This window comes from Streptomyces sp. NPDC001927, from assembly GCF_053594455.1.
The window spans coordinates 65,198-90,111 of record NZ_JBSFEN010000008.1 but is presented as its reverse complement, the minus strand read 5'-3'; the positions used below and the strand labels follow the sequence as shown (position 1 = coordinate 90,111).

At 68.7% G+C, this 24,914-nt stretch carries 23 protein-coding genes and 4 pseudogenes; 14 read left to right on the top strand and 13 right to left on the bottom strand.

What is annotated here, in order from left to right; all coding sequences use genetic code 11:
- The first annotated feature begins 220 nt into the window (after positions 1 to 220).
- Positions 221 to 724: a hypothetical protein gene (locus ACWCO8_RS22460; protein WP_451033715.1), complete on the top strand. Its 504-nt coding sequence runs from the start codon at positions 221 to 223 to the stop codon at positions 722 to 724.
- 714 nt (positions 725 to 1,438) lie between these two features.
- On the opposite strand, the gene ACWCO8_RS22455 is transcribed toward ACWCO8_RS22460, so the two are convergent.
- The gene (locus ACWCO8_RS22455; protein ID WP_451033714.1) at positions 1,439 to 2,146 is read right to left on the bottom strand and encodes an AAA family ATPase; all 708 of its coding nucleotides are present in this window, start codon (positions 2,144 to 2,146) and stop codon (positions 1,439 to 1,441) included.
- Between the two features lie 290 nt (positions 2,147 to 2,436).
- Between ACWCO8_RS22455 and ACWCO8_RS22450 the strand changes: the two are divergent.
- Positions 2,437 to 2,642, top strand: a pseudogene (locus ACWCO8_RS22450) (hypothetical protein); the annotation flags it as partial.
- Here the strand turns inward: ACWCO8_RS22450 and ACWCO8_RS22445 are convergent.
- Positions 2,634 to 3,119, bottom strand: coding sequence for a hypothetical protein (locus ACWCO8_RS22445; RefSeq protein ID WP_451033713.1), 486 nt, complete (start codon positions 3,117 to 3,119; stop codon positions 2,634 to 2,636). The pseudogene ACWCO8_RS22450 and the gene ACWCO8_RS22445 overlap by 9 nt on opposite strands.
- Positions 3,120 to 3,939: 820 nt before the next feature.
- On the opposite strand from ACWCO8_RS22445, the gene ACWCO8_RS22440 reads away from it, so the two are divergent.
- On the top strand, positions 3,940 to 4,101 hold the full coding sequence (locus tag ACWCO8_RS22440) for a hypothetical protein (RefSeq protein ID WP_451033985.1): 162 nt from the start codon (positions 3,940 to 3,942) through the stop codon (positions 4,099 to 4,101).
- Here ACWCO8_RS22440 and ACWCO8_RS22435 read toward each other — a convergent pair.
- Positions 4,071 to 4,499, bottom strand: a pseudogene (locus ACWCO8_RS22435) (transposase); the annotation flags it as partial. The gene ACWCO8_RS22440 and the pseudogene ACWCO8_RS22435 sit on opposite strands and share 31 nt — an antisense overlap.
- A 502-nt stretch (positions 4,500 to 5,001) precedes the next feature.
- On the opposite strand from ACWCO8_RS22435, the pseudogene ACWCO8_RS22430 reads away from it, so the two are divergent.
- A pseudogene (locus tag ACWCO8_RS22430) lies at positions 5,002 to 6,589 on the top strand (ISL3 family transposase).
- 25 nt (positions 6,590 to 6,614) lie between these two features.
- Here the strand turns inward: ACWCO8_RS22430 and ACWCO8_RS22425 are convergent.
- Complete coding sequence (locus tag ACWCO8_RS22425) at positions 6,615 to 7,079, bottom strand: suppressor of fused domain protein (protein ID WP_383522438.1); 465 nt, start codon at positions 7,077 to 7,079, stop codon at positions 6,615 to 6,617.
- Positions 7,080 to 7,469: 390 nt separating this feature from the next.
- Between ACWCO8_RS22425 and ACWCO8_RS22420 the strand changes: the two genes are divergently transcribed.
- Positions 7,470 to 9,068, top strand: a complete 1,599-nt coding sequence (locus ACWCO8_RS22420; protein ID WP_451033712.1) for an ISL3 family transposase — start codon at positions 7,470 to 7,472, stop codon at positions 9,066 to 9,068.
- Here ACWCO8_RS22420 and ACWCO8_RS22415 read toward each other — a convergent pair.
- From ACWCO8_RS22415 to ACWCO8_RS22400, 4 genes are all read right to left on the bottom strand, one after another.
- Positions 9,054 to 9,656: a hypothetical protein gene (locus tag ACWCO8_RS22415; RefSeq protein ID WP_451033711.1), complete on the bottom strand. Its 603-nt coding sequence runs from the start codon at positions 9,654 to 9,656 to the stop codon at positions 9,054 to 9,056. The two genes, ACWCO8_RS22420 and ACWCO8_RS22415, sit on opposite strands and share 15 nt — an antisense overlap.
- 243 nt (positions 9,657 to 9,899) lie before the next feature.
- Positions 9,900 to 10,547, bottom strand: coding sequence for a hypothetical protein (locus ACWCO8_RS22410; protein WP_451033710.1), 648 nt, complete (start codon positions 10,545 to 10,547; stop codon positions 9,900 to 9,902).
- Between the two features lie 279 nt (positions 10,548 to 10,826).
- A complete protein-coding gene (locus ACWCO8_RS22405; RefSeq protein WP_451033709.1) occupies positions 10,827 to 11,390 on the bottom strand; it encodes a hypothetical protein in 564 nt (187 codons plus the stop codon).
- 23 nt (positions 11,391 to 11,413) lie between these two features.
- The gene (locus ACWCO8_RS22400) at positions 11,414 to 11,860 is read right to left on the bottom strand and encodes a hypothetical protein (RefSeq protein ID WP_451033708.1); all 447 of its coding nucleotides are present in this window, start codon (positions 11,858 to 11,860) and stop codon (positions 11,414 to 11,416) included.
- A gap of 879 nt (positions 11,861 to 12,739) precedes the next feature.
- Between ACWCO8_RS22400 and ACWCO8_RS22395 the strand changes: the two are divergent.
- Positions 12,740 to 13,332, top strand: a pseudogene (locus ACWCO8_RS22395) (DUF1349 domain-containing protein).
- A gap of 136 nt (positions 13,333 to 13,468) precedes the next feature.
- Here the strand turns inward: ACWCO8_RS22395 and ACWCO8_RS22390 are convergent.
- Complete coding sequence (locus ACWCO8_RS22390) at positions 13,469 to 14,146, bottom strand: TetR family transcriptional regulator (protein ID WP_451033707.1); 678 nt, start codon at positions 14,144 to 14,146, stop codon at positions 13,469 to 13,471.
- Positions 14,147 to 14,252: 106 nt separating this feature from the next.
- Here ACWCO8_RS22390 and ACWCO8_RS22385 point away from each other — a divergent pair, with 106 nt between their 5' ends.
- The 3 genes from ACWCO8_RS22385 (at position 14,253) to ACWCO8_RS22375 (ending at position 16,595) form a co-directional block, all read left to right on the top strand.
- Positions 14,253 to 15,185 (top strand): SDR family oxidoreductase, encoded by a 933-nt coding sequence (locus ACWCO8_RS22385; RefSeq protein WP_451033706.1) that lies wholly within the window; start codon positions 14,253 to 14,255, stop codon positions 15,183 to 15,185.
- 74 nt (positions 15,186 to 15,259) lie between these two features.
- Complete coding sequence (locus ACWCO8_RS22380; protein WP_451033705.1) at positions 15,260 to 15,931, top strand: NAD(P)H-binding protein; 672 nt, start codon at positions 15,260 to 15,262, stop codon at positions 15,929 to 15,931.
- A 466-nt stretch (positions 15,932 to 16,397) separates the two neighbouring features.
- Positions 16,398 to 16,595, top strand: coding sequence for a hypothetical protein (locus ACWCO8_RS22375; RefSeq protein ID WP_451033704.1), 198 nt, complete (start codon positions 16,398 to 16,400; stop codon positions 16,593 to 16,595).
- A gap of 74 nt (positions 16,596 to 16,669) precedes the next feature.
- Here the strand turns inward: ACWCO8_RS22375 and ACWCO8_RS22370 are convergent, their stop codons facing one another.
- From ACWCO8_RS22370 to ACWCO8_RS22360, 3 genes are all read right to left on the bottom strand, one after another.
- Positions 16,670 to 17,059: a GntR family transcriptional regulator gene (locus ACWCO8_RS22370; RefSeq protein ID WP_451033703.1), complete on the bottom strand. Its 390-nt coding sequence runs from the start codon at positions 17,057 to 17,059 to the stop codon at positions 16,670 to 16,672.
- Positions 17,056 to 17,814: a hypothetical protein gene (locus ACWCO8_RS22365; protein ID WP_451033702.1), complete on the bottom strand. Its 759-nt coding sequence runs from the start codon at positions 17,812 to 17,814 to the stop codon at positions 17,056 to 17,058. The genes ACWCO8_RS22370 and ACWCO8_RS22365 overlap by 4 nt, the downstream gene beginning before the upstream one ends.
- A gap of 412 nt (positions 17,815 to 18,226) precedes the next feature.
- Positions 18,227 to 19,012 (bottom strand): alpha/beta fold hydrolase, encoded by a 786-nt coding sequence (locus tag ACWCO8_RS22360; protein WP_451033701.1) that lies wholly within the window; start codon positions 19,010 to 19,012, stop codon positions 18,227 to 18,229.
- A 343-nt stretch (positions 19,013 to 19,355) separates the two neighbouring features.
- Between ACWCO8_RS22360 and ACWCO8_RS22355 the strand changes: the two genes are divergently transcribed.
- Both ACWCO8_RS22355 and ACWCO8_RS22350 read left to right on the top strand, forming a co-directional pair.
- Entirely contained in the window at positions 19,356 to 19,790 is a 435-nt protein-coding gene (locus tag ACWCO8_RS22355) for a DUF6228 family protein (protein ID WP_451033700.1), read from the top strand.
- A gap of 196 nt (positions 19,791 to 19,986) precedes the next feature.
- Positions 19,987 to 20,520, top strand: a complete 534-nt coding sequence (locus ACWCO8_RS22350) for a kinase (RefSeq protein ID WP_451033699.1) — start codon at positions 19,987 to 19,989, stop codon at positions 20,518 to 20,520.
- 622 nt (positions 20,521 to 21,142) lie between these two features.
- Here the strand turns inward: ACWCO8_RS22350 and ACWCO8_RS22345 are convergent.
- The gene (locus ACWCO8_RS22345; protein ID WP_451033698.1) at positions 21,143 to 22,051 is read right to left on the bottom strand and encodes a squalene/phytoene synthase family protein; all 909 of its coding nucleotides are present in this window, start codon (positions 22,049 to 22,051) and stop codon (positions 21,143 to 21,145) included.
- Positions 22,052 to 22,204: 153 nt separating this feature from the next.
- Between ACWCO8_RS22345 and ACWCO8_RS22340 the strand changes: the two genes are divergently transcribed.
- The 3 genes from ACWCO8_RS22340 to ACWCO8_RS22330 all read left to right on the top strand — a co-directional run bounded on the left by ACWCO8_RS22340 (position 22,205) and on the right by ACWCO8_RS22330 (position 24,772).
- On the top strand, positions 22,205 to 22,867 hold the full coding sequence (locus ACWCO8_RS22340; protein ID WP_451033697.1) for a class I SAM-dependent methyltransferase: 663 nt from the start codon (positions 22,205 to 22,207) through the stop codon (positions 22,865 to 22,867).
- Positions 22,868 to 23,660: 793 nt separating this feature from the next.
- Positions 23,661 to 24,020 (top strand): hypothetical protein, encoded by a 360-nt coding sequence (locus tag ACWCO8_RS22335; RefSeq protein WP_451033696.1) that lies wholly within the window; start codon positions 23,661 to 23,663, stop codon positions 24,018 to 24,020.
- 170 nt (positions 24,021 to 24,190) lie between these two features.
- Positions 24,191 to 24,772, top strand: coding sequence for a restriction endonuclease (locus ACWCO8_RS22330; RefSeq protein WP_451033695.1), 582 nt, complete (start codon positions 24,191 to 24,193; stop codon positions 24,770 to 24,772).
- Positions 24,773 to 24,914: the final 142 nt, after the last annotated feature.

Genomic DNA, 24,914 nt, shown 5'->3' with positions numbered 1-24,914 from the left:
GCGGACCGCGGCGGCTGGTTGTCCGCATCCGCGCGTCGATCTGCTGCTCCGCATCGACGAACACGGCTGCATGGACTTGACCGCCGGGGCGGCCGAACTCCTCTTCCAGTCTCAGGTTCTGCCCGAACGCGGAGGACGCTCCGCGAGAATGGCTCTGACCGCGCTTGCGTGAGTTGTTGACCTGGTCGGTCGTGCGTGGCTGGTGGGGCATCCTGGTGCGATGGATGATGTCGAGGCGACATGGCAGTCGTGGCTGTCCGGACTTGCCCCGTCGAAGCGGGCCGCGGCGGAGTCGCTTCGGACGCGATTCGAGACTCTCGGTGCGGCTGATGCTCCGGATTGGGCCAGGTCGGAGATCGATGAGAACCAGCCGCAGCTGGCACGCTTCGTGCTGCTCCGTTCCCTTTGGCGTGGGGCGATCGACGGCTGGGCAGACCCCGGAGCTCTGGAACAAGTGGCGGCGGCTCGACGCCTGCTGGATGCAGGTGCGGACAAGGACGACCTGGTCCTCCTGGCTCGGGCCGTTGCGTACGAAGCCGTCTTCGCTGTGGTCGACGAGCTCGATTGCGGCGGGGACGTGAACGTGTCCGGTACTGATGTCGGCTGGGCGGTCGTGGAGTCCGGTGAGGACGGCTCTCCCACCGGTCGCCTCCTCTCGGGCCTTCACGAGGACCTGCTGACGATGGACCCCAGTGGACGCGACGGCGCGGACCTTTGGCAGTAGGTCGCATGTCTGGCCGGGCGCTCGGTGTGCTGCGAGGGCGGCCGGCGAAGTGGGTCGGGGTGGTCCCCAACCCGGGGAGATCGCAAGGGAACCTGTCCGCCGAGCGGGACAGCCTCCGGGGTCGCTGAGGTGGAGGGTTCGAGGGGTTGTTCCAGGTGGGGGCTGAACCGTTGTCTGTAGGGTTGCTTCCGGCGGGGGACCGGAGGTGCACCCGGGAGTGTGAACCCCCGGCTTTGGTGATCTTTCATTTTCCCAGGTCAGAGTCCGTGGGCAAGCCTCCTCCGGAAAGCGACACCTCTCATTCGTAAGCAATGAGAGGTTGAGGATCTCTGATGGGCCCGGGGAGGCGTCGTTCAGCCCAGAGCAGGACGTGCATGTTCTGCGATCGCCAAGACCCCGCACATTTTGCGGTTGGCCGACGAGCCGTCCTGCCGGCGGCAGGACAGGCCCAGGCCAACCTGCGGGAGGCCCGTCACGCGCTCGCCCGCGAGATCTTCCATGGGTCCGGGCAGACCTGGCCGCCGGACTCCGGACCACCGCCGTCGGCCTGGGCTCCGCGATGCTTCCCGGCCTGCTCGGCATCCTGACCGCAGCGGCCCTCGTCGGTGCGGAATCGGGACGGATCACCCCGCCCCCTTCGCCGCCCCGCGCTTGTCCTCGCCGTCGGCCCCGTCCTAGCGCTCGGCTGCTGGCGGTCCCAGCGTGTCGGCATGCTCAGTCGAGGACGTGCCGGAGGTAGGACCTCGGGTCGGCGAGGTAGCGCCGCCAGTGGTCGACCAGCGCGAGTTCGTCCCAGGTGGTCCGGCGGAGCCCGTGGTCGCCGACCTCGATGATGTCCGCTCCGGGCAGCGCGGTCAGCAGGGGTGAGTGGGTAGCGCAGATCACTTGCCCTCCGTTCTTCACCAGCTGGTCGATGTGTCCGAGCAGCTCCAGGCAGGACGTGAACGACAGGGCCGCCTCGGGCTCGTCCATCACGTAGAGCCCGGCCTGGAGGAACTTGCCCCGGAAAGCGGCGAGGAAGCCTTCTCCATGGCTGACCGAGTCCGGGGAGAACCCTTCTCGGTCCAGCGCGTCCAGGGCGGTCTCGGCGCGTAGGAAGAACCCCTTCCGGGCGGCCCAGCTGCCCAGCATGGCCCGGCCGCGCGGCGCCGCGTCGAAGCGGATCCTCTCACCCAGCGACGATTTGGGACGGTGGCTGGCATAGCGCCAGTCGTGCGAGCCTCCCCAGGAGTCCAGGCCGAAGCCCTCGGCAAGGGCCTCGACCAGAGTCGACTTACCCGAGCCGTTCTCCCCGACGAGGAATGTCACCGGAGCGGTGAAGCGCACTCCGTCGGCCATGAGATCGCGCACACACGGGACGGACCACGGCCACGCGTCGTCGTCGCGCGAGCCCACATGCGCGTATGCACGTTCGACAATCATGTCGGCGAGTCTTTCACGGGGTATCTAGACCATCCCCGCAAGCAACCGGGAACGCCTCCCCGCGCACTCGCCCGGACAAGGTCGGCAAAGGCGTAGCCGGGGTGCCGTCCGGACCGATCAGGGGTCTGCCGCCGAGCCACCGCCATGCGACGGTGCTCATTCCGGCCGTCACGGTGAGGTGGTGCTCGCGGGGCCAAGTGCTCCATCCCGCTGCACACCGGCCCGGCGCATGAGCGTGTCGTGCAGCCGCGTTCCGGCGGCAGACGGGTCCGGTCGGTGTCGGCCCGGCTGCGCGCCGCGGCTTCGAGTGCTCCCAATGCTTGGGCAGCCGTCGCTGGGTCGTCGAACGCACGATGTCCTGGCTTGGGGCTGCCGTCGCCTGCAAAGGCGATACCAGCGCAAGGCCGAGCACTTCCTCGGCTTGGCAGATACATCCGCGACTCGCATCTGCCATCGCCGCCTCGCACGGGCGGACGCGCAGAACCGATCAGGTTGAGGCTGTTCCGACGCGACGAGCCCAGACCCGGATGGGCGCCACCTCTGGCTCGGCCGCGGTCGGCTCCTTGTTGTTCTGCATGCATTCAAGGTCCGACCAGCCCGTGACTCCCGGCGCACTGTCGGCCAGGAACTCCTCGATGACTGGCTCGAGGTAGTCGAGAAGTTCGTAGGCGCCACCGAACGGCAATGCCTCCGGGGGCACCGATCCCGTCGAGCACCGGAGCTGACCGGCATGCTCGTCATGCCACACGTAGAACGTTGCCACCCCGGGAAAGCCCAGCTCGCGGAAACGGACCTGGATGGCTGCGGGAATCCGCTCGAAGGCGGCCACAACGGCGGAAACGGACAACGACCTTGTGTCCTCGTCCTCCGCACTCAGCCACCAGGTGTTGGTCTCCCTCTCCACCCGACGGTCAGCCGGCTCCATCACCAGGGGCTCGTCCGCCACCTCGGCGATCCACGTCAACAGCACCACAGCAGTATCCCGGCATAGCGCGTGGCCCCAGGAGCCGCCATGAGAATCGACGTCTCAGTCCCTGCGCTTGTTGATCGTCTTGCTGAAGCCGACGGGTCGGCCGCCGATACTGCTACGAGCTGCCTGCTGGCCTGCTGGTTCTTCCGTGCGGGGCTGGCGTGATCTGACGTCGTCGTAGGCGGCGACGGTGCCCCGTGGCGAGTACGTCTTGCCGCGACCGAGGCGGTCGGGCCGGGTGCGAGAGTTGTCGCACCCCCGGCCGGCCTGCGGCTGTCGGTCACAGGTTCGCCGGGTCTTCTTCCCCTCTTGCGTGGGCAAGCCTGTGTAGCCGGATCCCGACGGGTGTGCCCCTTGCCGGGGGGCTTGCCCGTGGTTGTGCGAGGTTGGTCGGGAGGGGGCTTGCCCACCCCGTTGCCAGGCTTGTCCGTTCGGGCATGAGGGCTTGCCCTGGTCAGGGCAAGCTTCCTATCTGTGCTTTTAGGGCGTTGGGCAAGCCTTCGGTCATGGCGGTGTGAGGAGTGTGTGCGGCACGAGATCCGAAAGGGGGGCGTGCCGTGTACGACGTTCTGCGCCCCACTGCCAGAGGTGGGTTCTTCGATCGGCGTGCCGCCGGTTGTGACCGATCGGCTGCTCTGGCCGGTCGCGTGGTCGTCCAGATGATGCTTCCCACCGTCATCCGCATTGTCCGTGGAGAGGTTCGCACCGGCGGGCGTCGTACCCGGGACGCGGTGGCGGTGGATGCCCTATACAGGGGGTGCCCCTATGTGTTTGGTCAAGGTGGTGGGTGCCGGGCGGGAGGCCGTCTGGCACTCTGCCTGGCATGAGTGATGAAGCGCGTGTGCAGGAATCGGCCGATGAGGGCATGCGTCCGTGCGTCTTCTGTAATCACCCTGTCGTGATCGACTGTCTCGACGAATGGGACTGCCCGGTGTGCGGCGTGCCCGAGGAGGATCAGCCTGAGGTGGCGGGCCGGGATTCGTAGAAGGTTCCGTCGCGGAGCATGGCGAAGAGGACGTCGGCTCGTCGTCTGGCGAGGCAGAGCAGCGCCTGGGTGTGATGCTTCCCCTGGGCGATCTTCTTGTCGCAGTAGGTCCGCGATGCAGGGTCGGCCAGGGCTGCGAACGCGGGGAGGAAGAAGGCCCGTTTGAGCTGCTTGTTTCCTCTCCGGGAGGGTTGTTAGCCTCGGATCGAGGACCCGGAACTGCGGGTGGCCGGGGCGAGTCCGGCGTAGGCGGCGAGGTGGCTGGCGGTCGGGAAGGTGCTGCCGTCGCCGACCTCGATCAGGATCCTGGCTCCGGTCCTGAGGCCGATTCCCGGCATGGACGTCAGGACCTTGGAAAGAGGGTGGGTCTCCAGGAGTTCCTCGATCCGTCCGGCCAGCGTCCAGGCCGAGGAAGACGTCGATGTTGCCGGTGTCGATCACGTGCAGGCCCCTCCATCACGCTTTTGTCCGGCCTTGCCACGGCACCGAGCTGCCACATCCACGTTACGGAGAGCTCTTCCGGCCTGGGTGAAGCCAGCGCTCAAGCCCCTCACCAGCGGTCCGTCGATGCCGCCGGGCCCGGTGACACCACCCCCGGATCATCAACCGCAACAAGGGGGGAAGTCATGCCGGACCCGAAGGCCGGAGGCGCCATTGCGAAGCCACGAAGAATGTAACGGGGGGGGGGGGGGCTCGCGGCAGCTGAGTGCGTCGCGGACCCGGCGCCCCAAGGGAGTGGTACCCCCGGGGCAGCACGGCTGGCTGCGTAGGTGAAATCCGGTTCTGGCTCAACTTCTGTGGTCCATCCAAGCTGCGTGACTGTTGATCTTCGTCGCACCTCTCGCTAGATCGTCTTGAAACGACCGGGGGCTGTTGTGTTGTGCCCGAGAGTTCGGGGCCGTGAACGAAGTGCTGCTCCGGTTGGAAGAGCTTCTGTTCTTGTCCGATCCCGAGGTCGCGGTGATGTCTGCGGAGGACGACGGCGAGGCGATCTGGATCGGCGTCACGCGTAGGTCTGCCGGTGCCGAGTGCCCAGGCTGTGGGAGATGGTCGAAGCGGATTCACGGGTCCTACCTGCGGTTTCCGGCGGATCTACCCAGCGCAGGGAGGCGTGTGGTGCTGCGCTTGCAGGTCCGCCGGTTCACCTGCGCTGACCCCGCGTGCCGACGGCGGACTTTCGTTGAGCAGATCCCGGGACTGACCCGCCGCCATGGCAGGCTGACCGAGCGCCTGCGTTCAGCCTTGGCCGAGGTGGGCCTCGCTTTGGCTGGCCGCGCCGGCGCCCGCCTTGCGGACATCCTCGGCATCTCCGTCAGCCGGAGCACGGTGCTGCGACTGGTCGATGCGATGCCCGACCCTCAACCGAAGGCCCCTCGGGTGGTGGGCATCGACGAATACGCCATGCGGAGAGGCCGCATCTACGGGACTGTGCTGGTCGACGTCGAAACCCGCAGACCCGTGGATCTGCTGCCCGACCGGGAGGCGGCCTCCGTCGCCGCATGGTTGGCCAAACGCCCCGGGGTCGAGGTGGTCTGTCGCGACCGTGCTCCGTTCTTCGCAGAAGGGACCAGCACCGGAGCGCCCACCGCGGTGCAGGTCGCGGACCGCTTCCATCTCTGGCGCAACCTCGGTGAGGCTGCAGAGCGATGCGTTTCTCGCCATCGGTCCTGTCTGCGGGTGCCATTCGCCCTGCCTGATTCCGGGAACACCCCGCCGCCTCCCGAAGCTGGTGTGTCGCCCTGGCCGAAGGGGCACCGGTTTGCCGACCGAACCCGAGAGAAGCACGCCATCGTCCACGCGATGCTCGGAGAAGGACTGAGTCGTCGCGCGGTCGCCCGTGAACTCCGGATGGACCTACCGAACCGTGCAGCGCCTGGCCGACGCCGCCGCCCCGGAAGACCTCTTTCAGGGGCAGTGGCAGAACCGCAGGACGAAGCTCGACGACTTCAAGCCGTACTTGCACGAGCGGTGGGCCGAGGGCTGCACGAACGCCTGGACCCTTTGGAAGGAAATCCAGACCCATGGATACGCAGGCGGACACGGGGCCGTCCGCGCCTACCTCTGTCCCTTCCGCAACGCCGTGCCGGGTGGTCGGCCCCCGACGCCCCGGACCGTTGCCGGGTGGATCCTGACGCACCCCGACGCCCTTCAGGAGACCGAGGGTCTGAAGCTCAAGTCCGCCCTCGCCGGCTGCCCCGAACTGGACGCCCTCACGCGACACGTCCGCTCCTTCGGCCAGATGCTCACCCAACGCCAGGGCTAGCGGCTCCCCGAGTGGATCGCGGCGGTCCGAGCCGACGACCTACCCAGCCTGCACGCCTTTGTCAGCGGCCTCGAACGAGACCTCGCGGCAGTCGCCCCGGGCCTGACCCTGCCCTGGAGCTCAGGTGTCGTGGAGGGCCACATCAACCGCATCAAGATGATCAAGCGCCAGATGTACGGCCGAGCCGGCTTCGCACTCCTGCGAAAGCGAGTCCTGCTCGCCTGATGTCGTCAATTGCCGCCTTCCCCGGTCAGACTGCGGGGCGACGCAGCACGTCAGTGGGCTCCCAGTCGCTCTTCCAGAAGGCTTCAAGGCCGTGCTCGTTGATGAACTGCCGCTCGACCTCGTGGATGGGGTACATCCCTTGGATGTTGATCACGTCGTGGCCCTCATGTCCCGGGACGCCGACGTCGATGCCCAGGTAGTCGTCTCTGTCGAGGACCAGCGGCGCGAACACGCAGAATGCCGTCATCTCCGACTCGGGCACGATTCGCTCGCCGAAGTTGATGGTGCTGCCGTAACTGAAGGGGCAGGTGCCACGGAGCTGCTCGGCGAGGTAGCCCACCGCGTGGGCCCAGATCACGTTGGTCGAGTTCACGCTGAGGCAGAGTTCCGGCGAGCCATGCTGCCAGTCCGGATGTTCTGCCAGCGACAAGCCGTAGGTGAGCGTCGTGAGAAGCCCGTCCGGCAGGCCCTCGTACACGATCTCGGTCACACCACGCAGCCCCTGTTTGGTCGACTCGACAGGGAAGAACCGCGGCTCACACCCCCCGGAGAGCCGATCAAGGTGGGCGAGGTACTTCTCAACGCGACTGACCATGTAGCCAGCCTGCACGATCACCCACGGGCGCACGCCACCGGGGCGTCACCAGTAACGCTCTGCAACGGGTCCACAGAAGTTGAGTCAGAGTCCAAACTCGTCGACATCACCCATCCGTGGAACAGGGCGCCTCCCAAACCCATCGACAAGCGACGTCGCTACCGCGGCTCTGGTCCACTTCGTGTGGTCGCGTACGCATCGTGACTGTCGATCTCCTCGTGAGGCTGGCTGAGATAGCCCGAAAATCGCCCGGTCGATGTGCGGTGTGGCCGACAGTGCTGCGCCGTGAACGAAGTGCGGCCGGAACTGGATGAGTTGCTGTTCTCCTCGCTGGAGGACGTGTTGGTGGAGTCGGTCGAGGCAACTGACACGGTCGTCCGGATCGAGGCCCTGAGCACTGTTCGGCAGGCGACCTGCCCTGGCTGCGGGTATTTGTCGGGGCGAATACACGGCTCCTATCTACGGTTTCCTCACGATCTACCGACGGCGGGCAAGTCCGTCGTGGTGGAATTGAGGGTGCGCCGGTTCGTCTGCGCGGAGGGCACCTGTTTGCGCAAGACTTTCGCCGAGCAGGTGCCGGGGCTCACCCGCCGGTTCGGCCGGCGGACGGAACGGCTGCGATCGACGCTCATCTCGGTAGGCCTCGCACTCGCGGGCCGGGCCGGGGCTCGCATGACGGACGTCCTCGGGGCGCCGGTCAGCCGGAATACCCTGCTGAGGCTGATCGCCTCGCTCCCGGATCCGCCCGCTGCCACGCCCCGTGTGGTCGGTGTGGACGAATACTCCCAGCGCAAGGAACGGATCTACGGAACTGTGCTCGTCGACGTCGAAACACGTCGTCCGATCGACCTCCTGCCCGACCGGGAGGCGGACACGCTCGCGGCCTGGCTCGCCGAGCGGCCCGGCATCGAGATTGTCTGCCGTGATCGCGCACCCTTCTTCGCCGACGGTGCCACCCGCGGCGCCCCGCAGGCGCTGCAAGTCGGCGACCGGTGGCATCTCTGGCACAACCTGGGCGAAGCCGCCGAGAGGTGCGTCTACCGGCACCGCGGCTGCTTGCGCCCCATGCCGGAAGAGCCGGAGGAGCCCCGGGAGGAGGCGGAGCCGGCTGCGTCGTCGCCCTGGCCGACAGGGCACCGGTTCGCCGAGCGCACCCGCGCCAAGCATTCCACCATTCACGCCCTCCTCGCCGCCGGTCACAGCAAGCGGTCCGTGGCTCGGCAGCTCGGGATGACCCTCAACACGATCATGCGGTTCTCCCGCGCCACCACCCCGGAGGAGATGTTCACCGGCCAGTGGCAAAACCGCGCGACCAGACTCGATGACTACAAGCCGTACCTCGATCAGCGCTGGCAGGAAGGCTGCACCAACGCCTGGAAACTATGGGAGGAGATCAAGGAACAGGGCTATCCCCGCGGTTACGCTGGTGTCCGCGACTACGTCAGCAGGAACCTTCGTGGCAAACCCCAACCAATCGGCCGTCGCCTGCCTTCGGCCCGCGCCGTCACCCGCTGGATCCTCACCCACCCCGACGCCCTGCCCGAAGGCGACCGGATCCAGCTCAAGGCCGTCCTGGCCAACTGCCGCGAACTGACCGCACTTGTCGACCACGTGCGCTCTTTCGCCCACATGGTCCCCGAGCTGCAAGGCGACCGACTGCCGGAGTGGATCGCATCAGCCCGAACGACCACCAACCTGCCAAGCCTCAGCCGATTCGCCCAGCACCTCGAACGCGACCTCGACGCGGTCATCGCCGGCCTGACCCTGCCATGGAGCTCAGGCGTCGTCGAAGGACACGTCAACCGGATCAAGATGCTGAAGCGGCAGATGTACGGTCGCGCCGGCTTCGACCTGCTACGGAAACGGGTCCTACTCGCCCGCTGAGCCGTTGGCTCCTGGGCGCAGATCGTGAATCGGGAACGTCGCAGGTGAGGGGTGTGCCTCGCATCCCTCTTCCTGCAGTTCCTCTGGCCGCAGTACCCAGGCGATGGCCTCGCCCGGACCGATGTACGAGGGGTCGAGGTGGAACGTGGTCCTCGTTCCGTGCCGCCTGGGCGCGGGGCACTCCTCCCAGGGACCGGCGGGAACCGCCCCGGCCAACTCCTGACGGTATCCCTGGCCGTCTAGCCAGACCTCGATGACCGTGCGGACGCTGAGTGCGGCGGCTGCTGCAGGAGCCCACCGGTCCTTGTCGAGCAGCGATCCATAGAACCCAGGCAGGGGCCTTCCCTGCTCGTCGGCGCTGTGCGGTCGCTCGTCCTCCACCGTGAAGCTGAGGTCGGACGTGATCTCGACGCTGATCTTCCCATGCGTGCCGTCACGGTGGTGCACCGCGTCCCACACCACGCGCTGAAGCACCTCCGTCGGCAGCTCCGCGCTGTCCCGCTCGACACGGAAGTACATGGCCGGACGGGCCCGCACATGCTCCTCGAACGCAATCACCCGAAGCTGATCGGCTGTGTAGCGCTCCACTCACCCTCCCCCGTTACCACTTCATTCGCCAAGGCACGATCATGGCACCCGTTCACGTCACGCTCCATGCCGTCCACTCACCGAAGGCTGTGACGCTCTGTTATGGACCACAACAAGTGGACCAGAGCCTGAAATCCAGGAACGGCTGTCGGCGAGTTCCGGCACGTGCGAAGGGCGGCCGCCCGGTCGATGCTGCGAGAAGGCGTACACGCCATGGTCTCCTCGCGTCGGTACGGGCGTAGATCAGGCCGGTTCCAGCAGGACGGCCGGGAGCGTCCCGCTCACGATCGGACCTTGTGGCAACGCGAGCCCGAAGAACTCCTCGACCACGCCCAGCGTGGCGCGGTGGACCTCTCGTTGGTCCCGCTCCGGGGCCGGGAGGCCGGCGGCGGGCAGCCGCTCCTGCAGTCGGGCTGCTGTTGTGGGGTCGCCTTCGATCCCCTGGTAGCCCCACGAGGTGTCCAGGTGCAGGTTGCAGCCGCTCAGCAGCCGGCCGTCGTGGAAATACTCGAACCGGGGAGGGACCGGCTTGCCGTTCTCCTCCTCGTACTCCAGGAGGCAGAGGTGCGCGTCGCCGTGCGAGGCCGGTGCCAGTGGGCCGAACTCGCCCTGCCAGCCGCCGTACGCGACCGCGTATGTCCAGTGCCCCGCGTGGCCCAGGCGTAGGCCGATGCCGTCGAGGGCGTCGCCGTAGTTGTCGTCCATGAGTTCCAGCAGAGAGGGGCCGGTGTGCTCCCCGACCGGGACGACGGTGTGCTCCGTGTCGTACAACAGGGTCGCTGCGAGGCGTTCGGCGAGTTCCTGTGGGGAGAGTCCGCGGGCGAGCACCACGTGGTAGCCCCCGAAGGCGATGGATTGGGGAGCGGCAAGCCAGGTCGTTCCGTCTGTCATGACCTACATCCTGACCGCAGCCTCTGACGACGGTCGATTCACCTGCGTGGTTGGTGCCCAGGACAGCGGGGGAGTTGCTCCACGGGCTTGCGCCTGGCTGCTGATGATGCGGACCGCGTTCTGACAGTGGCCGTAGGCGGCGGTCTCCTCCCCGGCAGGCTCCCCACGAAGCGTTCGCGTCGCCATCCGCACGCGGCGACGCGAACACCATGTCCGTGACCGACACCGTCCCACGTGGGGTGGGGGCGTGATCGTGGACATACGGAGCGGCACACGGGCTCAGGGCTGCTTCGGGACGTCCTTCACCGAGGTCGGGCCCAGCTGTGTGGCGCTCGCGTACTCCGGCATCGTCATGGGCTGGTCGAAGAGGAAGAAGGATTGGTTGGTGCCCACGGTGAACTCCATGTAGGCGCCGGTGGTGGCGTCGAATCCGTAGTAGGCGTTGCAGGTGGAGCCGGTCGAGTACGTGCCGTCCATTCCGGGCTGCGGCAGGACCGCCTTGCCGTCGGAGGTGTCCTCGAGTCTCTCGGTCGGTGTGAGCATCTTGCAGCGGGGGACCGGGAGGCCCTTCATGACGAAGTACCCGTACTCGCCCTTGGCGTTCTGGATGTACACGTAACTGAGCTTGCCGCGCTTGCCCCAGGTCTCGAGCCACTGGTTGATGGCCTCGCGGGTGGGGGAGTACTCCATGCGGCCTGCCGGCTGCTGCGCCACGAGCTGGTCGTAGTTGTCCTGTTTGGCCTTGGTCTCCTTGTCCTGGCTGGACGCGGTGCAGGCAGTGAGTCCGGTGCCGAGGGCGAGCGCCGAGAGGGCGGCTACGACGACGCGTGTGATCGTGTGCATGGTCGGTTGTCTCCTTCCCGGTGTCAGTTGGTGCAGGTCGTCTTCTCGGCGTCGGCGTCGAGCCGGTGCGGCAGGCCCTTGTCGAGGAACGGCGTTCGGTGTTCCTGGGCGGCCTTGGAGTTGTACTCGTTGACCGACTCGATCCGGCTGGCCCGCAGCGCGGTGATCGACTGGTCGATCTGGCTCTTGCGCGTGGGCGTAGCCGCCCCGCGTTCCTGCTGGAGCACCCGGATCGTTCCCTCGGCGTTCTGTACGGCCTCGCACAGGCCGAAGAACTCCTCGTAGGTGGTCAGCCGGAACGTGCCCGACCCGACGGTGTTCTCCCGCTCTTCCACCTCGCCCCGGAACGGCGCGGTGATCCAGCCCGCACCCCCGAAGACGAACACACCGATCACGTAGACGACCGCCAGACCGACGATCCCGCCAACGGCCCACACACCGAAGCGCGCGCCCTCTCGCAGATCCCCCATGACATTCCCCTCTTCTCCGGTCGACTGCCGCAGACGTGGAACCATCACTCGGTAACTCGCATACTGTGAAGGATTGTTGAACGATTCCCTCATATGTGCAACCCCCGGGGCGGACCCGATTCCACCCCCGCCGCCGCGCACTCTCACCCGAGCCTGCGGGGGCGAGGCGCCCGCCCGGTCCTCTCGCACACGGAGGGCCCGCACAGGGACCTCCCCGGTTCGGGCCATCCCGTTTCAAGCGGCGTCGCCGTCCTGGCGGTGCGGCGGCGCAGGCGATGTCGTCGTCGCGGCAGAAGTCGCAGGTCCTGCCCCTGGCGCCGCCGCGGGCTTCCGGTTGCCGCCCCGCCGAACGCGGTACTCACCCGGAGCGGCGGTCGCCCAGCGGGCGCCCCGGGTGGGACAGGCCGGGCGCCGGGCGGCCGTCGGCCGCGCGGGTGGAAAGGGAAGCCTGCCGGCGCGCGACGAAGACCGGCGATGCCGGTCCGGCCCCGGGTGGTCCTGGAGCGCCAGGCCGCGTACCCACGCCGGTGTGCCTGGCGTCCCGAGCCAAGGCCCGCAAGGAGGCGCGTACCGGCCCGACGCCGTGCGGCGGCCGCGTTACGCGGAGTCGAACAGGGCATCCGCCCGCGCCGCCAGTCACACGCACGGCACCCCGACCGGCCCTCTTCGGCAACGGGTGTCTCCTCGGGCGCTGCGCTCGACCAGCCCCCACGACCCCGGCCCCATGCCCCCTGACGGGTTCGGGCCCCGGTGGATGGCCGGCGGGCCCGGTGCAGCGCGCCCGTGCCCGGTCGGCGGTACGTGGACTTCCGCAGCCGCCTCTTGGATCTTCGTCGAAGTGTGTTGAGCGGGCGGACCGGCGTCGGCAGGGTGAACGCCATGACCTTGGAATCCACCCTGGCGAACACGTCGACCTGGGCGGTCCGCCCCGCCGCCCTCGCACTCGACGGCGAGGCCCTGACCGTGGAGGCGGGTGCGGGCACCGACATCTTCACCAACCCCCTGACCGGCGAGGTCCGTGACGACGCGGCTCGTGCACTGCTGGATCCGCCTCCGGGCGACTGGCAGTTCTCCGCCCGGGTCCGGGTGGACTTCCGGGCGCCGTGGGACGCGGGCGCCCTGATCGTCTGGGCGGGGCCTGACCTGTGGGCCAAACTCAACTTCGAACTGTCGCCCGACGGCCAGCCCACCCTGTACTCCGTCGTCACGCGGACGACGCGGTGGGGTGGCCCCTTGACCGCGGTTCGGTATGGCTGCGCGTCAGCCGCGTCGACGGCGCCTTCGCCTTCCACGTGTCGCTCGACGGTCATTCCTGGCGTCTGGCGCGCCAGTTCGCCTTCCCTGGTGAGCCAGGCGTCCGCTTCCGGGTCGGGATCGGGGTCCAGTCGCCCGTGGGGGAGGGCTGCTTCGTCGGCTTCGACCGAATGGCGCTGATGCCGTCGCGGCTGCCCGACCTCTTCGGCGGCCGCTGACGCCGACCGCCACCCGACGTCCCGTAAGGGCAAGGCTGAGCGGCGACCCCTTAGCCGCCCCGGCGGGGCGCGTGCCGGACGGTGGCGACGGCGCGGCTGGCGACAGCGCGAGTAGTGATGGCCGCGCCCTGTCGTGTCAGTGCGGGGCGCCGGTGAGCAGTCCGGCCAGGAGTACGTCGAGCAGGTCGCGCAGGGTCGGGGCGAAGTCCATGCGCAGGGCGGCGAGTTGGGGGTCGGCGGCGTAGGCGGCGAGCATCGCGGCGGAGGGCCGGGCGTGGGTCCAGACCGCGCCGGTGACCATGACGGCGGCGGCCGTGAACCGGAACGCGGCCGTTTCGTCGAGTTCGGGGAGGTGGCGGCGTACGAGTGCGGTCATGGTGGCGACGCCGGCGAGCGCGGCGTGCTTGTACTGGGCGGCGACCTGTGGGGAGACGTTGCGTTCCAGGACGGCGGCCTGGGCGCTGACGAGGTCGCACAGTACCGGCTGCTCCGCGAGCGAGCCGGCGATCGTGTCGGCCACCTGGGTGGCGCGTGCGTCCGCGGGCGCGCCGGTGTCGATCGCGGCGTCGAGTTCGGTGTCGAGTTTCTCCAGCCAGGCGCGCAGGGCGACGTCGAGGAGTACGAGCAGGATCGCCTCGCGTGACTCGAAGTAGCGCAGGACGTTCGACTTGGCCAGGCCCACGCGCCGGCTGAGCTCGTTGAGGCTGAGCTGGTTCACCGGCATCTCGGTCAGCATCGCCGCGGCGGTGTCCAGGATGGCCCGGCGGCGCATCTCCCGCTGCTCGTCGCTGCGCGCGCGCTGGAAGTTCGTCATACGACACATCCTACAGACCCCCGGTCTCTTGTTAACAGACCGGGGGTCTGCTAGCTTGGAATTGCAAGAGACCGACAGTCTCTTAAATTCGATCCGAGGAGTCCTCATGTACGACTACGACGTTCCCGACCAGACGGGCAAGCTCGTCGTCGTCACCGGCGCCAACAGCGGCACCGGCAAGGAGGCGACCCGGCGCCTCGCCGCCGCCGGTGCCCGCGTCGTGATGGCCGTCCGCACCCCCGCCAAGGGCGAGGCGGCGCGCGCCGAGATCCTGGCCCGGCACCCCGCCGCGAACCTCGAGGTCCGCCGGGTCGACCTGGCCGATCTGTCCTCGGTCCAGGACTTCGCCGACCGGATGATCGCCGACGGCACCCCGCTCGACGTGCTGGTCAACAACGCGGGAGTGATGGCGCCGCCCACCCGTATGACCACCGCCGACGGCTTCGAGCTGCAGTTCGGCAGCAACTTCCTCGGCCCGTTCGCGCTCACCGTCCGCCTGCTGCCCGTTTTGCTCGCCGCCGACGCGCCCCGGGTCGCGACCATGAGCAGCGGCACCGCAAACTACGGGCGCATCGACTTCGACGACCTGCAGTGGGAGCGCCGCCGCTACCGCCCGAACCTGTCCTACGCGCAGTCCAAGCTCGCCGACCTCATCCTGACCCGGCAGCTCGCCGTGATCGCCGCCGAGCAGGGCTGGAATCTGCTCAGCACCGCCGCGCACCCCGGGTTCACCCGCACCAACCTCCAGAGTTCCGGTCCGAGCCTGGGCCGCGACAAGCCGAGGCGATCACTGTTCGAGGCCGCGTACCTCCTGCCCTCCCAGGGTGTCGAACAGGGAGCCGAGCCGCTCCTCTACGCCGCGACCAGCCCCGACGCCGAACCCGCCGGCTACTACGGCCCCAGCAAGCGCTTCGGCCTCGTCGGACCGACCGGCCCGGCCAGGACCACCAAGCGCGCCCGCGACACCGCCACCAACACCCGCCTCTGGACCCAGGCCGAACACCTCACCGGCGCCCGCCTCCCCCTCCTCGCGGCCTGACACCAACCTCCCGGTTCCACCTGAATCCCCCCGCCGCAACACCACCCCAGCCCCCCACGATGGAGAGACCCCCGATGAACGTGCTCCTTTTCGGTGCGACCGGCATGGTCGGTCAGGGCGTCCTGCGCGCGTGCCTGCTCGACGACCGGGTGACCAGCGTGACCGCCGTGGTCCGAGGACCGCTCGAGACCGAACATCCCAAGCTGCGTACGCTCGTCCACAAGGACTTCACCGATTTCACCGACGTGGCCGACCAGTTCGCGGACATCGACGCGTGCTTCTTCTGCCTGGGCGTCACCTCCGCCGGCAAACGCGAGGACGAATACCGCACGATCACCCACGACTACACCCTCGCCGCCGCCCGGGCACTGCCCGCCGATCCCGGGCTGACCTTCGTCTACGTCTCCGGCGAGGGCACCGACAGCACCGAGCGCGGCCGCAGTATGTGGGCCCGGGTCAAGGGCCGCACCGAGAACGAACTTCTCGCGATGCCGTTCCACGCCTACATGTTCCGGCCCGGCTTCATCCTCGCCTCCCACGGCGAACAGTCCCGGACCCCCGGCTACCGCCGGCTCTACCCCCTGCTGTCCCTCCTCTACCCGCTCCTGAGGCGCGTCGCGCCGCGGTACGTCACGACGACCGAGAACATCGGCCTCGCCATGCTCACCGTCACCACCCAGGCCGGCGCGGGCCCCCACATCCTGCACAGCCCCGACATCAACCAAACGGCAATGCGGGGGAGTTGACCCCGACCTTGTCCGACCGGATTCCGTCGCCCGAGCCCCATACAGACAAGCCCAGAGCTGCTCCAGCATCGCTGCGGAAGGCCTCGCCGTATGTCCTTCCGCGCCGACAACACCCGGACGCATGGCCTCGATGCGGAATGCACCGACGTGGAGCGGATCGACATCGAGCTCTCGTCAGCGTGCGACCGGCACCGGGGGCTCACGGGACCATGCCCATCGAGGACCTTGAGGTGTTCTCCTACGACTGAGCTTGTCGTTTGTCGTCCGCCGTCGAACGCCCGCCATGTGTTTGATCGCCGCCACTGCTGGCTGAAACGATCAGTCCAGCGAGGTCCTGATCACTCCATAGCGATTTGAGAGCCCTACGTCCCGGTGGATAGTCCTGGTCAGCCCGGTCGGCAGGTCGCCTGCGGAGTCGCACCGCGTTGCCATTCGTGAAGAGCTGACGGGTAGTCCGGAGGACGCGATGGCTGCGTTCCTGAGAATCCTGGACACCTACGAGGGTGACGCGTGGAAGGTCAAGCGACGGGAGATCTTCAAGTGCTCAGAGCGGACCTACGTCGTTCGCGTCCACGGACGGCTCTCGCAGTTCGAGTGCCTGTTCCAGCTCGCGGAGCTGGTGGCGGACACCGGCGACGCCAATCTCCCTGACTCCGTCGGCTGAGGGTATGGCGGCGCTTGGCAGCCGAGACAGACGTCGTTCACCGGCGGACGTTGGACAAGGCGGTCGCTGTCGCGTCACGGCCCCTCGAGACTGGCGAGGGCGTGCCGGATCGCGGCGAGGGCTTCCTCGTGGGTGGCGTTGAGCTGTCTGGCGGCAGCCGCGTAGGTGCTCGCGTGTTCCGCCAGCTTCGCCTTGATGTCGGTGGTGGCCGACGGAGCGATGACCTGGGTACCGGAGCCTCGGCGGCTCCTGACAAGGCCTGCGGCCTCGAGTTCGCGGTAGGCCCGTACCACGGTGTTGTTGGCCAGCCCGAGGTCGGAGGCCAGTTGGCGTACGGACGGCAGTCTGGCCCCCTGACCCAGCCGGCCGACCGAGATGAGATCAGCCAGCTGTGCGCGGAGTTGCTCGTACGGAGGGACAGGGGAGGCGTGGTTGACGCTGATGTTGATGCCCTTGGTCGTCATGGCCGAGCCTGGACGTAGACCTGCGGCAGCAACAGGACGCAAAGACAGTGACCCGCGGTCATCGCGGAGACGAGCGCCGCGACAGCCAGTCCCAAGAGGACCGCGCCGTTCGCCGCGACCCCGCAGGGCGCGCCCAGCATCCCGACACCCATCGTCAGGGAAACGGCGAAGAGAGGGGCGCTCACCAGCACTCCCCATCCACCGACAGCCGCCCGGGCGTTGACGCGGCGTTGATCGTCGTCCCCGGAGCGTACGGTGACACGGCGCAGGAGCAGTGCGCAGGCGATGGTTCCGAGGGCGAGACCGCCGAGAACCGGCCAGGTGTAGTAGGGGCCGGGCCAGGGTGAGAGCAGGTAGGTGCCCGCCGGACAAGTGACGGACAGAGCACGCCCCGGACGACCGTCGGAGTCCGCCGAGGCCGTCGTGGCTGCGACGATCAGCAGGACGAGCAAGGTGACGGCCTGCGCGGCCAGTGCGGCCGTCAGGGCTCGGGGCGCGTAGTCCCGGATCCGACGCGGAGTCACGTCGGCCGCTCGTTGCCAGCGAGGTCTGGGTCGTGCGATGACGTCTGCCGCGAAAACGCCGGCCATGACACACAGACCGAACACGGGAAATCCGTAGAGCAGGTCCACATCAGGCTCAGGACTGAAGGTGACCACCGCGTTGACAGCCAGTCCGGTCGCCGCGCCGGCCCATCGAACGGGGGTATCCAGCCCCGCCCGCCAAGTGCCTTCCATTTGTGCGGCAGCAGGCATGCCGATCCCCTTCCCTCCCACAAGGTGTATTAACTACCTGACACAATTGCCCAAAGGTTTGAACTGTGTCAAGTGGTTGACACAGTTGGCCGGCAGGTCACCGCCGTCCGGCAGCCTTTCTGGGATGTTGGGGGTTCGGGTCAGGCGCCGGGCCGTCAGGGTGATGAGCGAGAGGTCGCCGCTGGCTGACGTGTGCTGCCTGTACGTCGGTGAGCGGACCGCCATCAGTCTCCGCTGGGGCGTGAGCATGGACAAGGCGGAGCCCGACGCGTCCGTGTGTATGTGTGTACACGCAGACGTGCGGGACCCCCATCGCCCACTACACCCCGCGCCGTACCCCGTACCGCTGGCGAGTACTCGCGCCCGTCGGGGTACGGTCCCCGTCACCTTCTTCGCGGTCCCGCAACGCCTGTCAGTGTGTTTCGGTGTACAGCTCCTCGATCAGCCGGGCGCAGTTCTCCGGCTCCCGCAGTGTGGGGTAATGGTCGGAGTCGGCGAGGCGGACCAGGCGGCAGTGGGGGATCCGCTCGGCCATCTCCTCGTTGTAGTGGACGACCTCGGGCCGGTCCAGTTCGCCCAGCGCGAGCACTGTGGGCGTGGTGATCTCGCCGAGGCGGTCGAAGGCGGGGGGATCGGTCTGTTGGTGGGCGACGTTGGCGAACCAGGCGGGCAGCACAGCTCTGAAGTGGGCGGCCGCGACAGGGTCGGTCTCGGGGCTGCCGCCTGCGGCCTGGCCCCACCGGCTGAGACCGAGCCGGACGATGCCCTCCATGTCGCCGGTCTTCGCGAGCTCCCCGATGTCCTGGTAGAGCTGCCTGTCGGCGGGACTGTCGTAGCCGGTGACACTGGGGACGAGGAGCGCGAGGCCCGCCACCCGCTCGGGGGTGTTCAGGGCCAGCGCGATGGAGGCGGCTCCGCCCATGCTGGACGCGACGAGGACCGCCCGCGCGAGCCCGAAGTGGTCGAGCACCGCCCTGAGGTCTGCGGTCGGCGAGTATTCGACGTCGGGGGCGGGTGAACGTCCGTAGCCGCGGGCGTCGTAGCGGATGATCCGGCGCCGTGGGTCGAGCGCGGGCAGGACCGGGTCCCAGATCGTGGAGTCGCCGACGCCGGGGTGGACCAGGACCATCGGCAGCCCGTCCCCTCCGGTGTCGTCCGCCCAGAGTTCGCCGCCGTCTACCGGCACCGTGGTTTCCATGGGGTCAGTCTGGGCGGGCGGCCGGGTCCCGTGCCAGCCCGAGCCCGGCCATGTCGGCGTCAAACACCCGAGGCGGGCCCATCCTGCTGACGACTGGTCAGGGGGCGTCGAGGGGGCAACGACCGGATGTCGGGATCGCCTGCGATGGGGGTCAGGCGTCGTCGAGGCCGCATTGCGCTGTTCCTGCATGGCTGCGTAGGTGGCAACGAAGAGCGCTTGTTGGTGAGAGCCGGCCGCACCAGGCGGCCATGGGAGCCTCGAAATGTTGATGAGAGGTAGCAGCGGCTCGGGCGCCCGGGGACGGTGGTGACGTCGACTTGGCAGCGTCCGTATGCTGCGCTGGGTGAGTCTGATCGAGGTGGATTCAGGGCAGGTCGAGCTCGTCGTTCGTGGGTCGGGGGCGCAGGCGCCCTCGGTCCGGTTGTTTGAAAGGTCGCGGGCGGATGAGTACGAGTTCGCCTTCGCGGTGGAGGCCATCGACGACGGTGTGCGTGCACGGCTTGAGACCGTGACCGTGACGGTCTGGGACAACATGAGCGAGTTCTTCGATGGCCTCGCGCGCGACTTTCGTGGTTGGGAGGGCGAGCGGGTGTGGGGCAACAACCGCCTGGTCGTGACGGCGACGTTCGGCTCGGGTGGTCATGTGTATCTGGGCTGGACTCTGCGATCCGGCTTCTTCCCCGGCGACTGGAACTGCACCGTGACGACCGTGATCGAGGCCGGTGAAGGAATGGCCGCTGTAGCGGCTGACCTGCGGGAATTCCTGCGCGAAGAGTAGGCCATCGGCTGTCGGCCCGTCGCGATCGGGATTCTCGACCGACAGTTTGCTGTCCTGCGCGGGCTCGACTGGTGGTCAGCCGGTATGAGGCTATGTCCGTCGTGATGATGTTGCCGCCGAATGTAGGGCGGACGGCCGTCCAGAGGCGGGGAGCGCTCCGGTTCGTGCCGTGGGTCGTGGGTAGGGTGCAGCCGTGATGGCGGGCAGCGAGGAGTCGCGGCTGGTGGTGTTGCGTGGCAACAGCGCGTCGGGGAAGTCGTCAGTCGCGGCCGGTCTGCGGGGGAGCTTCGGGCGTGGTCTGGCGCTGGCGGGGCAGGACAACCTTCGCCGTGTCGTGCTCCGCGAGTGGGACCGGCCCGGCGCGGCGAACATCGGCCTGATCGATCTGACGGCCCGGTACGCCTTGGGTGCCGGGTTCCATGTCGTGGTGGAAGGCATTCTCTACGCCGACCACTACGGAGAGATGCTCGCCCGGCTCCGTGCCGACCACAGGGGCGTGACCCACGGGTACTACTTGGACGTGCCGTTCGACGAAACCCTGAGCCGGCACGCGACCAAGCCGATCGCCGACGACGTGGACGAGACGCAACTGCGTGACTGGTACCGGCCACGCGATCTCCTGGCCGGCGGGTTCGAGACCGTCATCGGCGCCGACAGCTCCCTGGAGGAGACAGTCGGCCACATCATGCTCGAAACCGGCCTGGCCCACCTGCCCGCACTCGACCGCTGACCGGACAGGCCGTCGCGGCGGGTGGCGGGGTGCGCCGCCCGCGGTTCCCGCTCGCGGCGCCAGCCACCCACCGCGGAAGCGGCAGAACCGCAAGTGGGCAGGCCAACCATCTGATCAATTACCATCGCGGCCTGAGCCGCGAACTCACACTCACAGGTGGATTGAGCCCCCACGCACGTCACGCACCTTCACCGCGAGGCAATTCGCGTACTGCGTCCCGGCATCGACACGGCCCACCTCTACGCCTACGGTGACGATCCCTGGCCACCCACCGTGCTCAGTGGGTACGAACACCGACTGTCCCTGGCCCATGAGGCGGTGGCAGAGGGCACTCGTTCCCGGCGCGCCGACCGTCCGCGACGACGCACAGTCCGAGCTGCTACTGGATGTGGCTCCTCACACAACCCACGCTGAAGCCTGACGAGAAAACCAACTGGCCTTCAGCGCCGGGGACTCGGGGACCTCACTATTCATGGCCCACACGCGGAAACAGGAGACAGAACTCCTCTCCCGACTGCAAGCACAGGGAATCCCACCAGAGGCGATCACCCCCTCCGCCCCGCGCCCCACGACACCAGACACCACCGCCCTCCGCCCTCACCCTGATCGACGAGACACCCCCTCAGGACCCAACCCGCGGAACCCGCCGCGCCCGCGCCACCGCCTCCCGCAACAGCAAGACGACGGCCGCCCGAGCCGACGGACCGGAGCCCCGCGCCGCCAGCGACGCGCCTGCGCGCCGTACCGCGTCGAGCCGGAGGCGTTGAACGCCCACGAGGGCCCGCACGAAGGGCCGGTACGTAGCGTCCACCACGCCCATGAGGGGGCCGGCCGCCGCCAGATCGGCGGCCGCCCGGTCCGCCTGCTCGCTGACAAGCCGGTCCAGCGCCACGCCGGGCCGGCTCAGGTCCGCGCCGTGGCGTGCCACCGCATCGGCGGGCACGCCCGGCCTGCCCGCGGCCACGTCCTCGGCGAGGTCTTCCAGGAAGTCGATGCGCTGCATGGCGCGGATGAGCCGGTGGCAGCCGTCCGTGAACACCGCCCGCGCCGACGCGTCTGCGGGCGCGAGGAGACAGGCCGTGAGCATCAGCGCGGGCAGCGAGTACTCCCGTACGTACTCCTCCAACTCCTCCTCGTCCGCGATGGCCCGCCACGCGACCTCACGCTCGCAGCCCTGCAGGAACCCCTCCACGTAGACCCGCACGTCCGGGTGGCGCTCGGCGGTGCGCACCAGACACCGCAGCACGGGCAAGGCGGAGTCACCCTCGGCGAAAGCCTTCCGTACGAGGCCGTCCCACTCCACGAGCGCGGCCGCCCGCTCATCGACCGCCCCGCGGTCGATCCGGTCGTCGGTGTCGTGCATGAACGCGACGGCGGCCACGACGTGCGGCAACAGGGCGGCGGGGAGCAGGAGTCGCGCGGCCGCGTACTCGGCCGTCGCGAACCTCCGCACCGCCCGCCGCTGTTCCGTGTAGTCCCGCCGCAAGCGGGGCTCCCTGACCCCGGCCCGGTCCAGGGCCCATGTCCACATGCTGTTTCTCCCGTCGTCGCCGGTTGCGAGCCTACGGGCACCCGGCCCGGAAGCCTGGAGCCGGCGGTCGCGTTCACGCCGGGGGAGACCACCCACTTGCCGAACCGGCAAAGATGCTGGCCCTGCCTACTCGCCTTCGACGAGGGTGGGCGCATGACGAACAGCAGCGCGACAGGATCGCCCACCGACGACGCCTATGCGGGAGACCCGGCCGTACGTGCCGAGTGGGACAGCCGCTACGCCGAACGCCAACAGCTCTGGAGCGGTCGGCCCAACGGCGCGCTGGTGACCGAGACCGCCGGACTCACACCCGGCCGGGTCCTCGACGTCGGCTGCGGCGAGGGGGCGGACGCCGTCTGGCTCGCACGGGCAGGCTGGGAGGTGACCGCGCTCGAGGTCTCGGGCGTGGCACTGCAACGGGCGGCCGGCCACGCCCGTGACGCCGGCGTCGACGTCCACTGGATCCACGCGGAATTGACGCAGGCGGCCCTCCCCCCGAACTCCTTCGACCTGGTCTCCGCCCAGTACCCGGCGCTGCTCCGCACCCCCGAAGCGACAGCCGAACGAGCCCTCATCGAGGCTGTCGCGCCCGGCGGCGTACTTCTCCTGGTCCACCACGCCGGCATGGACAGCCAGCAGCCGGACGACAGCGGCTTCGACCCGGCCGACTACGTCTGGCCCTCGATGGTCGCCGCGCTCCTCGGCGACGACTGGGAGATCGAGACCGACGATGTGCGCCCCCGAGTCATCCCCGACGGCGGCGCCGGCGCACACCACGCCGACGACGTGGTCCTCCGCGCTCGCCGCCGACCCTGACTGCTGCCGACCGGACATCTCAGCCGCTCCGTCCTGCCGGCACCGCGCCGACCGGTCACAGGGGGGAGTGCCGCGAGCCCGAGCAGGAGTGCCACGACTTCCAGCAGCACGCCCCGGAAACGGAACCGTCAGCGAATCGCACCTGCCCCGGACGGGGCCATCAGGCGGGGACACACTGCCCACTTGGGCTGCTGCTTCACGATCCTGGTTCGAGCGTCCTCGTCCCGTAGTTCGCTCCGCTGGCGCTCGTCGAAGGCGAGCGCGATTTCCTGCAGTCGCCTCAGGCGTTTGGAGGTTCCCGCAGCCAGATGCAGGAGAGGTACTCCACTACGCGATTCCCACCCGATCGGGCTGTCCTTGGCCTGGAAGCTCATGCGGCTGAGCGCGCCATGTACCTGCAGGCCAAGGACTTGTACGACGCAGTCCTCCCCGCCGAGAACTGCACCCTGCCGCTCGCCCTCCTGGAGACGGTGGTCCGATAAGCGTACGAGTGGCCGGGCCACCCGAACGAGCCGCTGAACCTCGCCGTGTTCGAGAAGCCCCGTCCACGAGACCGACTGGACGGGCTTCGACGACGCCCATTCGGCCACCGAAGCCGCGAGGCGGGACCTCGGCACCCGCCTGCTGACTCGGGACACGGTGAGGGTGTCCCGTAACTGCTGGTCAAGGAGGTGGCCAGGTGGGGAATCTCCGTAGCTGCTGAGTTCGTGCTGCCGGTATCGTCCGGTCTCCCGACCCGACCCGACCCGACCCGACCCGACCCGCCCTGCCGGCGGCGTACGTTCAGAGAGCGATGCACATGACCAGCCAGCAAGCGACGACGACCCTGTGGCGCCCCACCGGCCCCAAGGAGCTGGATCTGGTTCGGGAGCTGAACTGGCGTGCGTGGCCGCCTCGGCTGCCCGAGCAGCCGATCTTCTACCCGGTCCTCAACGAGGACTACGCGATCAGAATCGCGCGGGACTGGAACGTGAAGCACGATGGCGTCGGCTTCGTCACCCGATTCGAGGTCGAGTCGGAGTTCCTGAGCCGGTATCCCATCCAGCAGGCGGGTGGCCGGACGATCCTCGAGCTCTGGGTTCCGGCTGAGGAGCTGGACGGGTTCAACGCCCACATGGTCGGCGAAATCCAGGTGGTCCACGAGTTCCGCTGAGGCGGGGAAGCTCGCTGACGGGGCACGCTACGGAGCGATTCTCCCGGCGTGGCTTGTGCGATCACGGCGCCGTTCCGCCGATCTGACTGCCCGATACCCCGACCCGGGGATAGAGCGCTGCGTGGCTGGGGAGTTTGCTGGCTGACAGCGACGTGGGGGAGGGCCGGAGCATGGGAACGGGCACTGTGGTGCTGGTGGTGTTAGCCGTCCTGGGGGCAGGGGGCGTGGTCGGGGTCCTGGTGCGTGCCGGGCGGCGTGAGGCCGAGGCTGAGAAGGTCCGGCTGGCGGAGCAGGCACGGGTCCAGGCCGTACGGTCGATGGAAGCGGTCTGGGGGATGGGCGACCGCGAGTTCGAGGAGTACGTCGCGGACCTGTGCCGCCGAGACGGCTGCACAGAGGTCCGCCGGGTCGGCGGCGCGAACGACCTGGGAGCGGACGTGATGGGACGGCTTCCGGACGGCCGGAAAATCGTGGTGCAGTGCAAGCGCTACGCGAAGCACCGTACCGTCGGCAGCCCGGACCTCCAGAAGTTCAACGGCACCGCCCGCAGCGAACACGGAGCGGACATCCCGCTCTTCGTCGCCTCGTGCAAGTACACCAAGCAGGCCAGGGCCTTCGCCGCCCGCCACGACCTGGTCCTCGTAGACGTGGACCTTCTCGGCTTCTGGAACAGCGGCACGCCACTGGCCGCGCTCCTCGACCTGGACATCGGCCGGTCCGGAACCAACCGGAGGCTGAGCCCGGACGGCTGAACCGTTCGACGCCCCGCCTCGCGCCCCAGGGGCGGTGAAGCAGGAGTGGGTGCCGGACGGTGGCCTTCCCACCCGGCCGGGGCGCGCTGAGGTGGGCAAGTCCGTCCGGACATCCCGGCCGTGGCCGGTGCAGGAGGACGCG

Bases quoted from the DNA above. Each gene is read 5' to 3' on its own strand.
- ACWCO8_RS22460 (WP_451033715.1), top strand. From the start codon at position 221: ATGGATGATGTCGAGGCGACATGGCAGTCGTGGCTGTCCGGACTTGCC.
- ACWCO8_RS22455 (WP_451033714.1), bottom strand. From the start codon at position 2,146: ATGATTGTCGAACGTGCATACGCGCATGTGGGCTCGCGCGACGACGAC.
- ACWCO8_RS22440 (WP_451033985.1), top strand. From the start codon at position 3,940: ATGAGTGATGAAGCGCGTGTGCAGGAATCGGCCGATGAGGGCATGCGT.
- ACWCO8_RS22410 (WP_451033710.1), bottom strand. From the start codon at position 10,547: ATGACAGACGGAACGACCTGGCTTGCCGCTCCCCAATCCATCGCCTTC.
- ACWCO8_RS22405 (WP_451033709.1), bottom strand. From the start codon at position 11,390: ATGCACACGATCACACGCGTCGTCGTAGCCGCCCTCTCGGCGCTCGCC.
- ACWCO8_RS22400 (WP_451033708.1), bottom strand. From the start codon at position 11,860: ATGGGGGATCTGCGAGAGGGCGCGCGCTTCGGTGTGTGGGCCGTTGGC.
- ACWCO8_RS22390 (WP_451033707.1), bottom strand. From the start codon at position 14,146: ATGACGAACTTCCAGCGCGCGCGCAGCGACGAGCAGCGGGAGATGCGC.
- ACWCO8_RS22385 (WP_451033706.1), top strand. From the start codon at position 14,253: ATGTACGACTACGACGTTCCCGACCAGACGGGCAAGCTCGTCGTCGTC.
- ACWCO8_RS22380 (WP_451033705.1), top strand. From the start codon at position 15,260: ATGAACGTGCTCCTTTTCGGTGCGACCGGCATGGTCGGTCAGGGCGTC.
- ACWCO8_RS22375 (WP_451033704.1), top strand. From the start codon at position 16,398: ATGGCTGCGTTCCTGAGAATCCTGGACACCTACGAGGGTGACGCGTGG.
- ACWCO8_RS22370 (WP_451033703.1), bottom strand. From the start codon at position 17,059: ATGACGACCAAGGGCATCAACATCAGCGTCAACCACGCCTCCCCTGTC.
- ACWCO8_RS22365 (WP_451033702.1), bottom strand. From the start codon at position 17,814: ATGCCTGCTGCCGCACAAATGGAAGGCACTTGGCGGGCGGGGCTGGAT.
- ACWCO8_RS22360 (WP_451033701.1), bottom strand. From the start codon at position 19,012: ATGGAAACCACGGTGCCGGTAGACGGCGGCGAACTCTGGGCGGACGAC.
- ACWCO8_RS22350 (WP_451033699.1), top strand. From the start codon at position 19,987: ATGGCGGGCAGCGAGGAGTCGCGGCTGGTGGTGTTGCGTGGCAACAGC.
- ACWCO8_RS22345 (WP_451033698.1), bottom strand. From the start codon at position 22,051: ATGTGGACATGGGCCCTGGACCGGGCCGGGGTCAGGGAGCCCCGCTTG.
- ACWCO8_RS22340 (WP_451033697.1), top strand. From the start codon at position 22,205: ATGACGAACAGCAGCGCGACAGGATCGCCCACCGACGACGCCTATGCG.
- ACWCO8_RS22335 (WP_451033696.1), top strand. From the start codon at position 23,661: ATGCACATGACCAGCCAGCAAGCGACGACGACCCTGTGGCGCCCCACC.
- ACWCO8_RS22330 (WP_451033695.1), top strand. From the start codon at position 24,191: ATGGGAACGGGCACTGTGGTGCTGGTGGTGTTAGCCGTCCTGGGGGCA.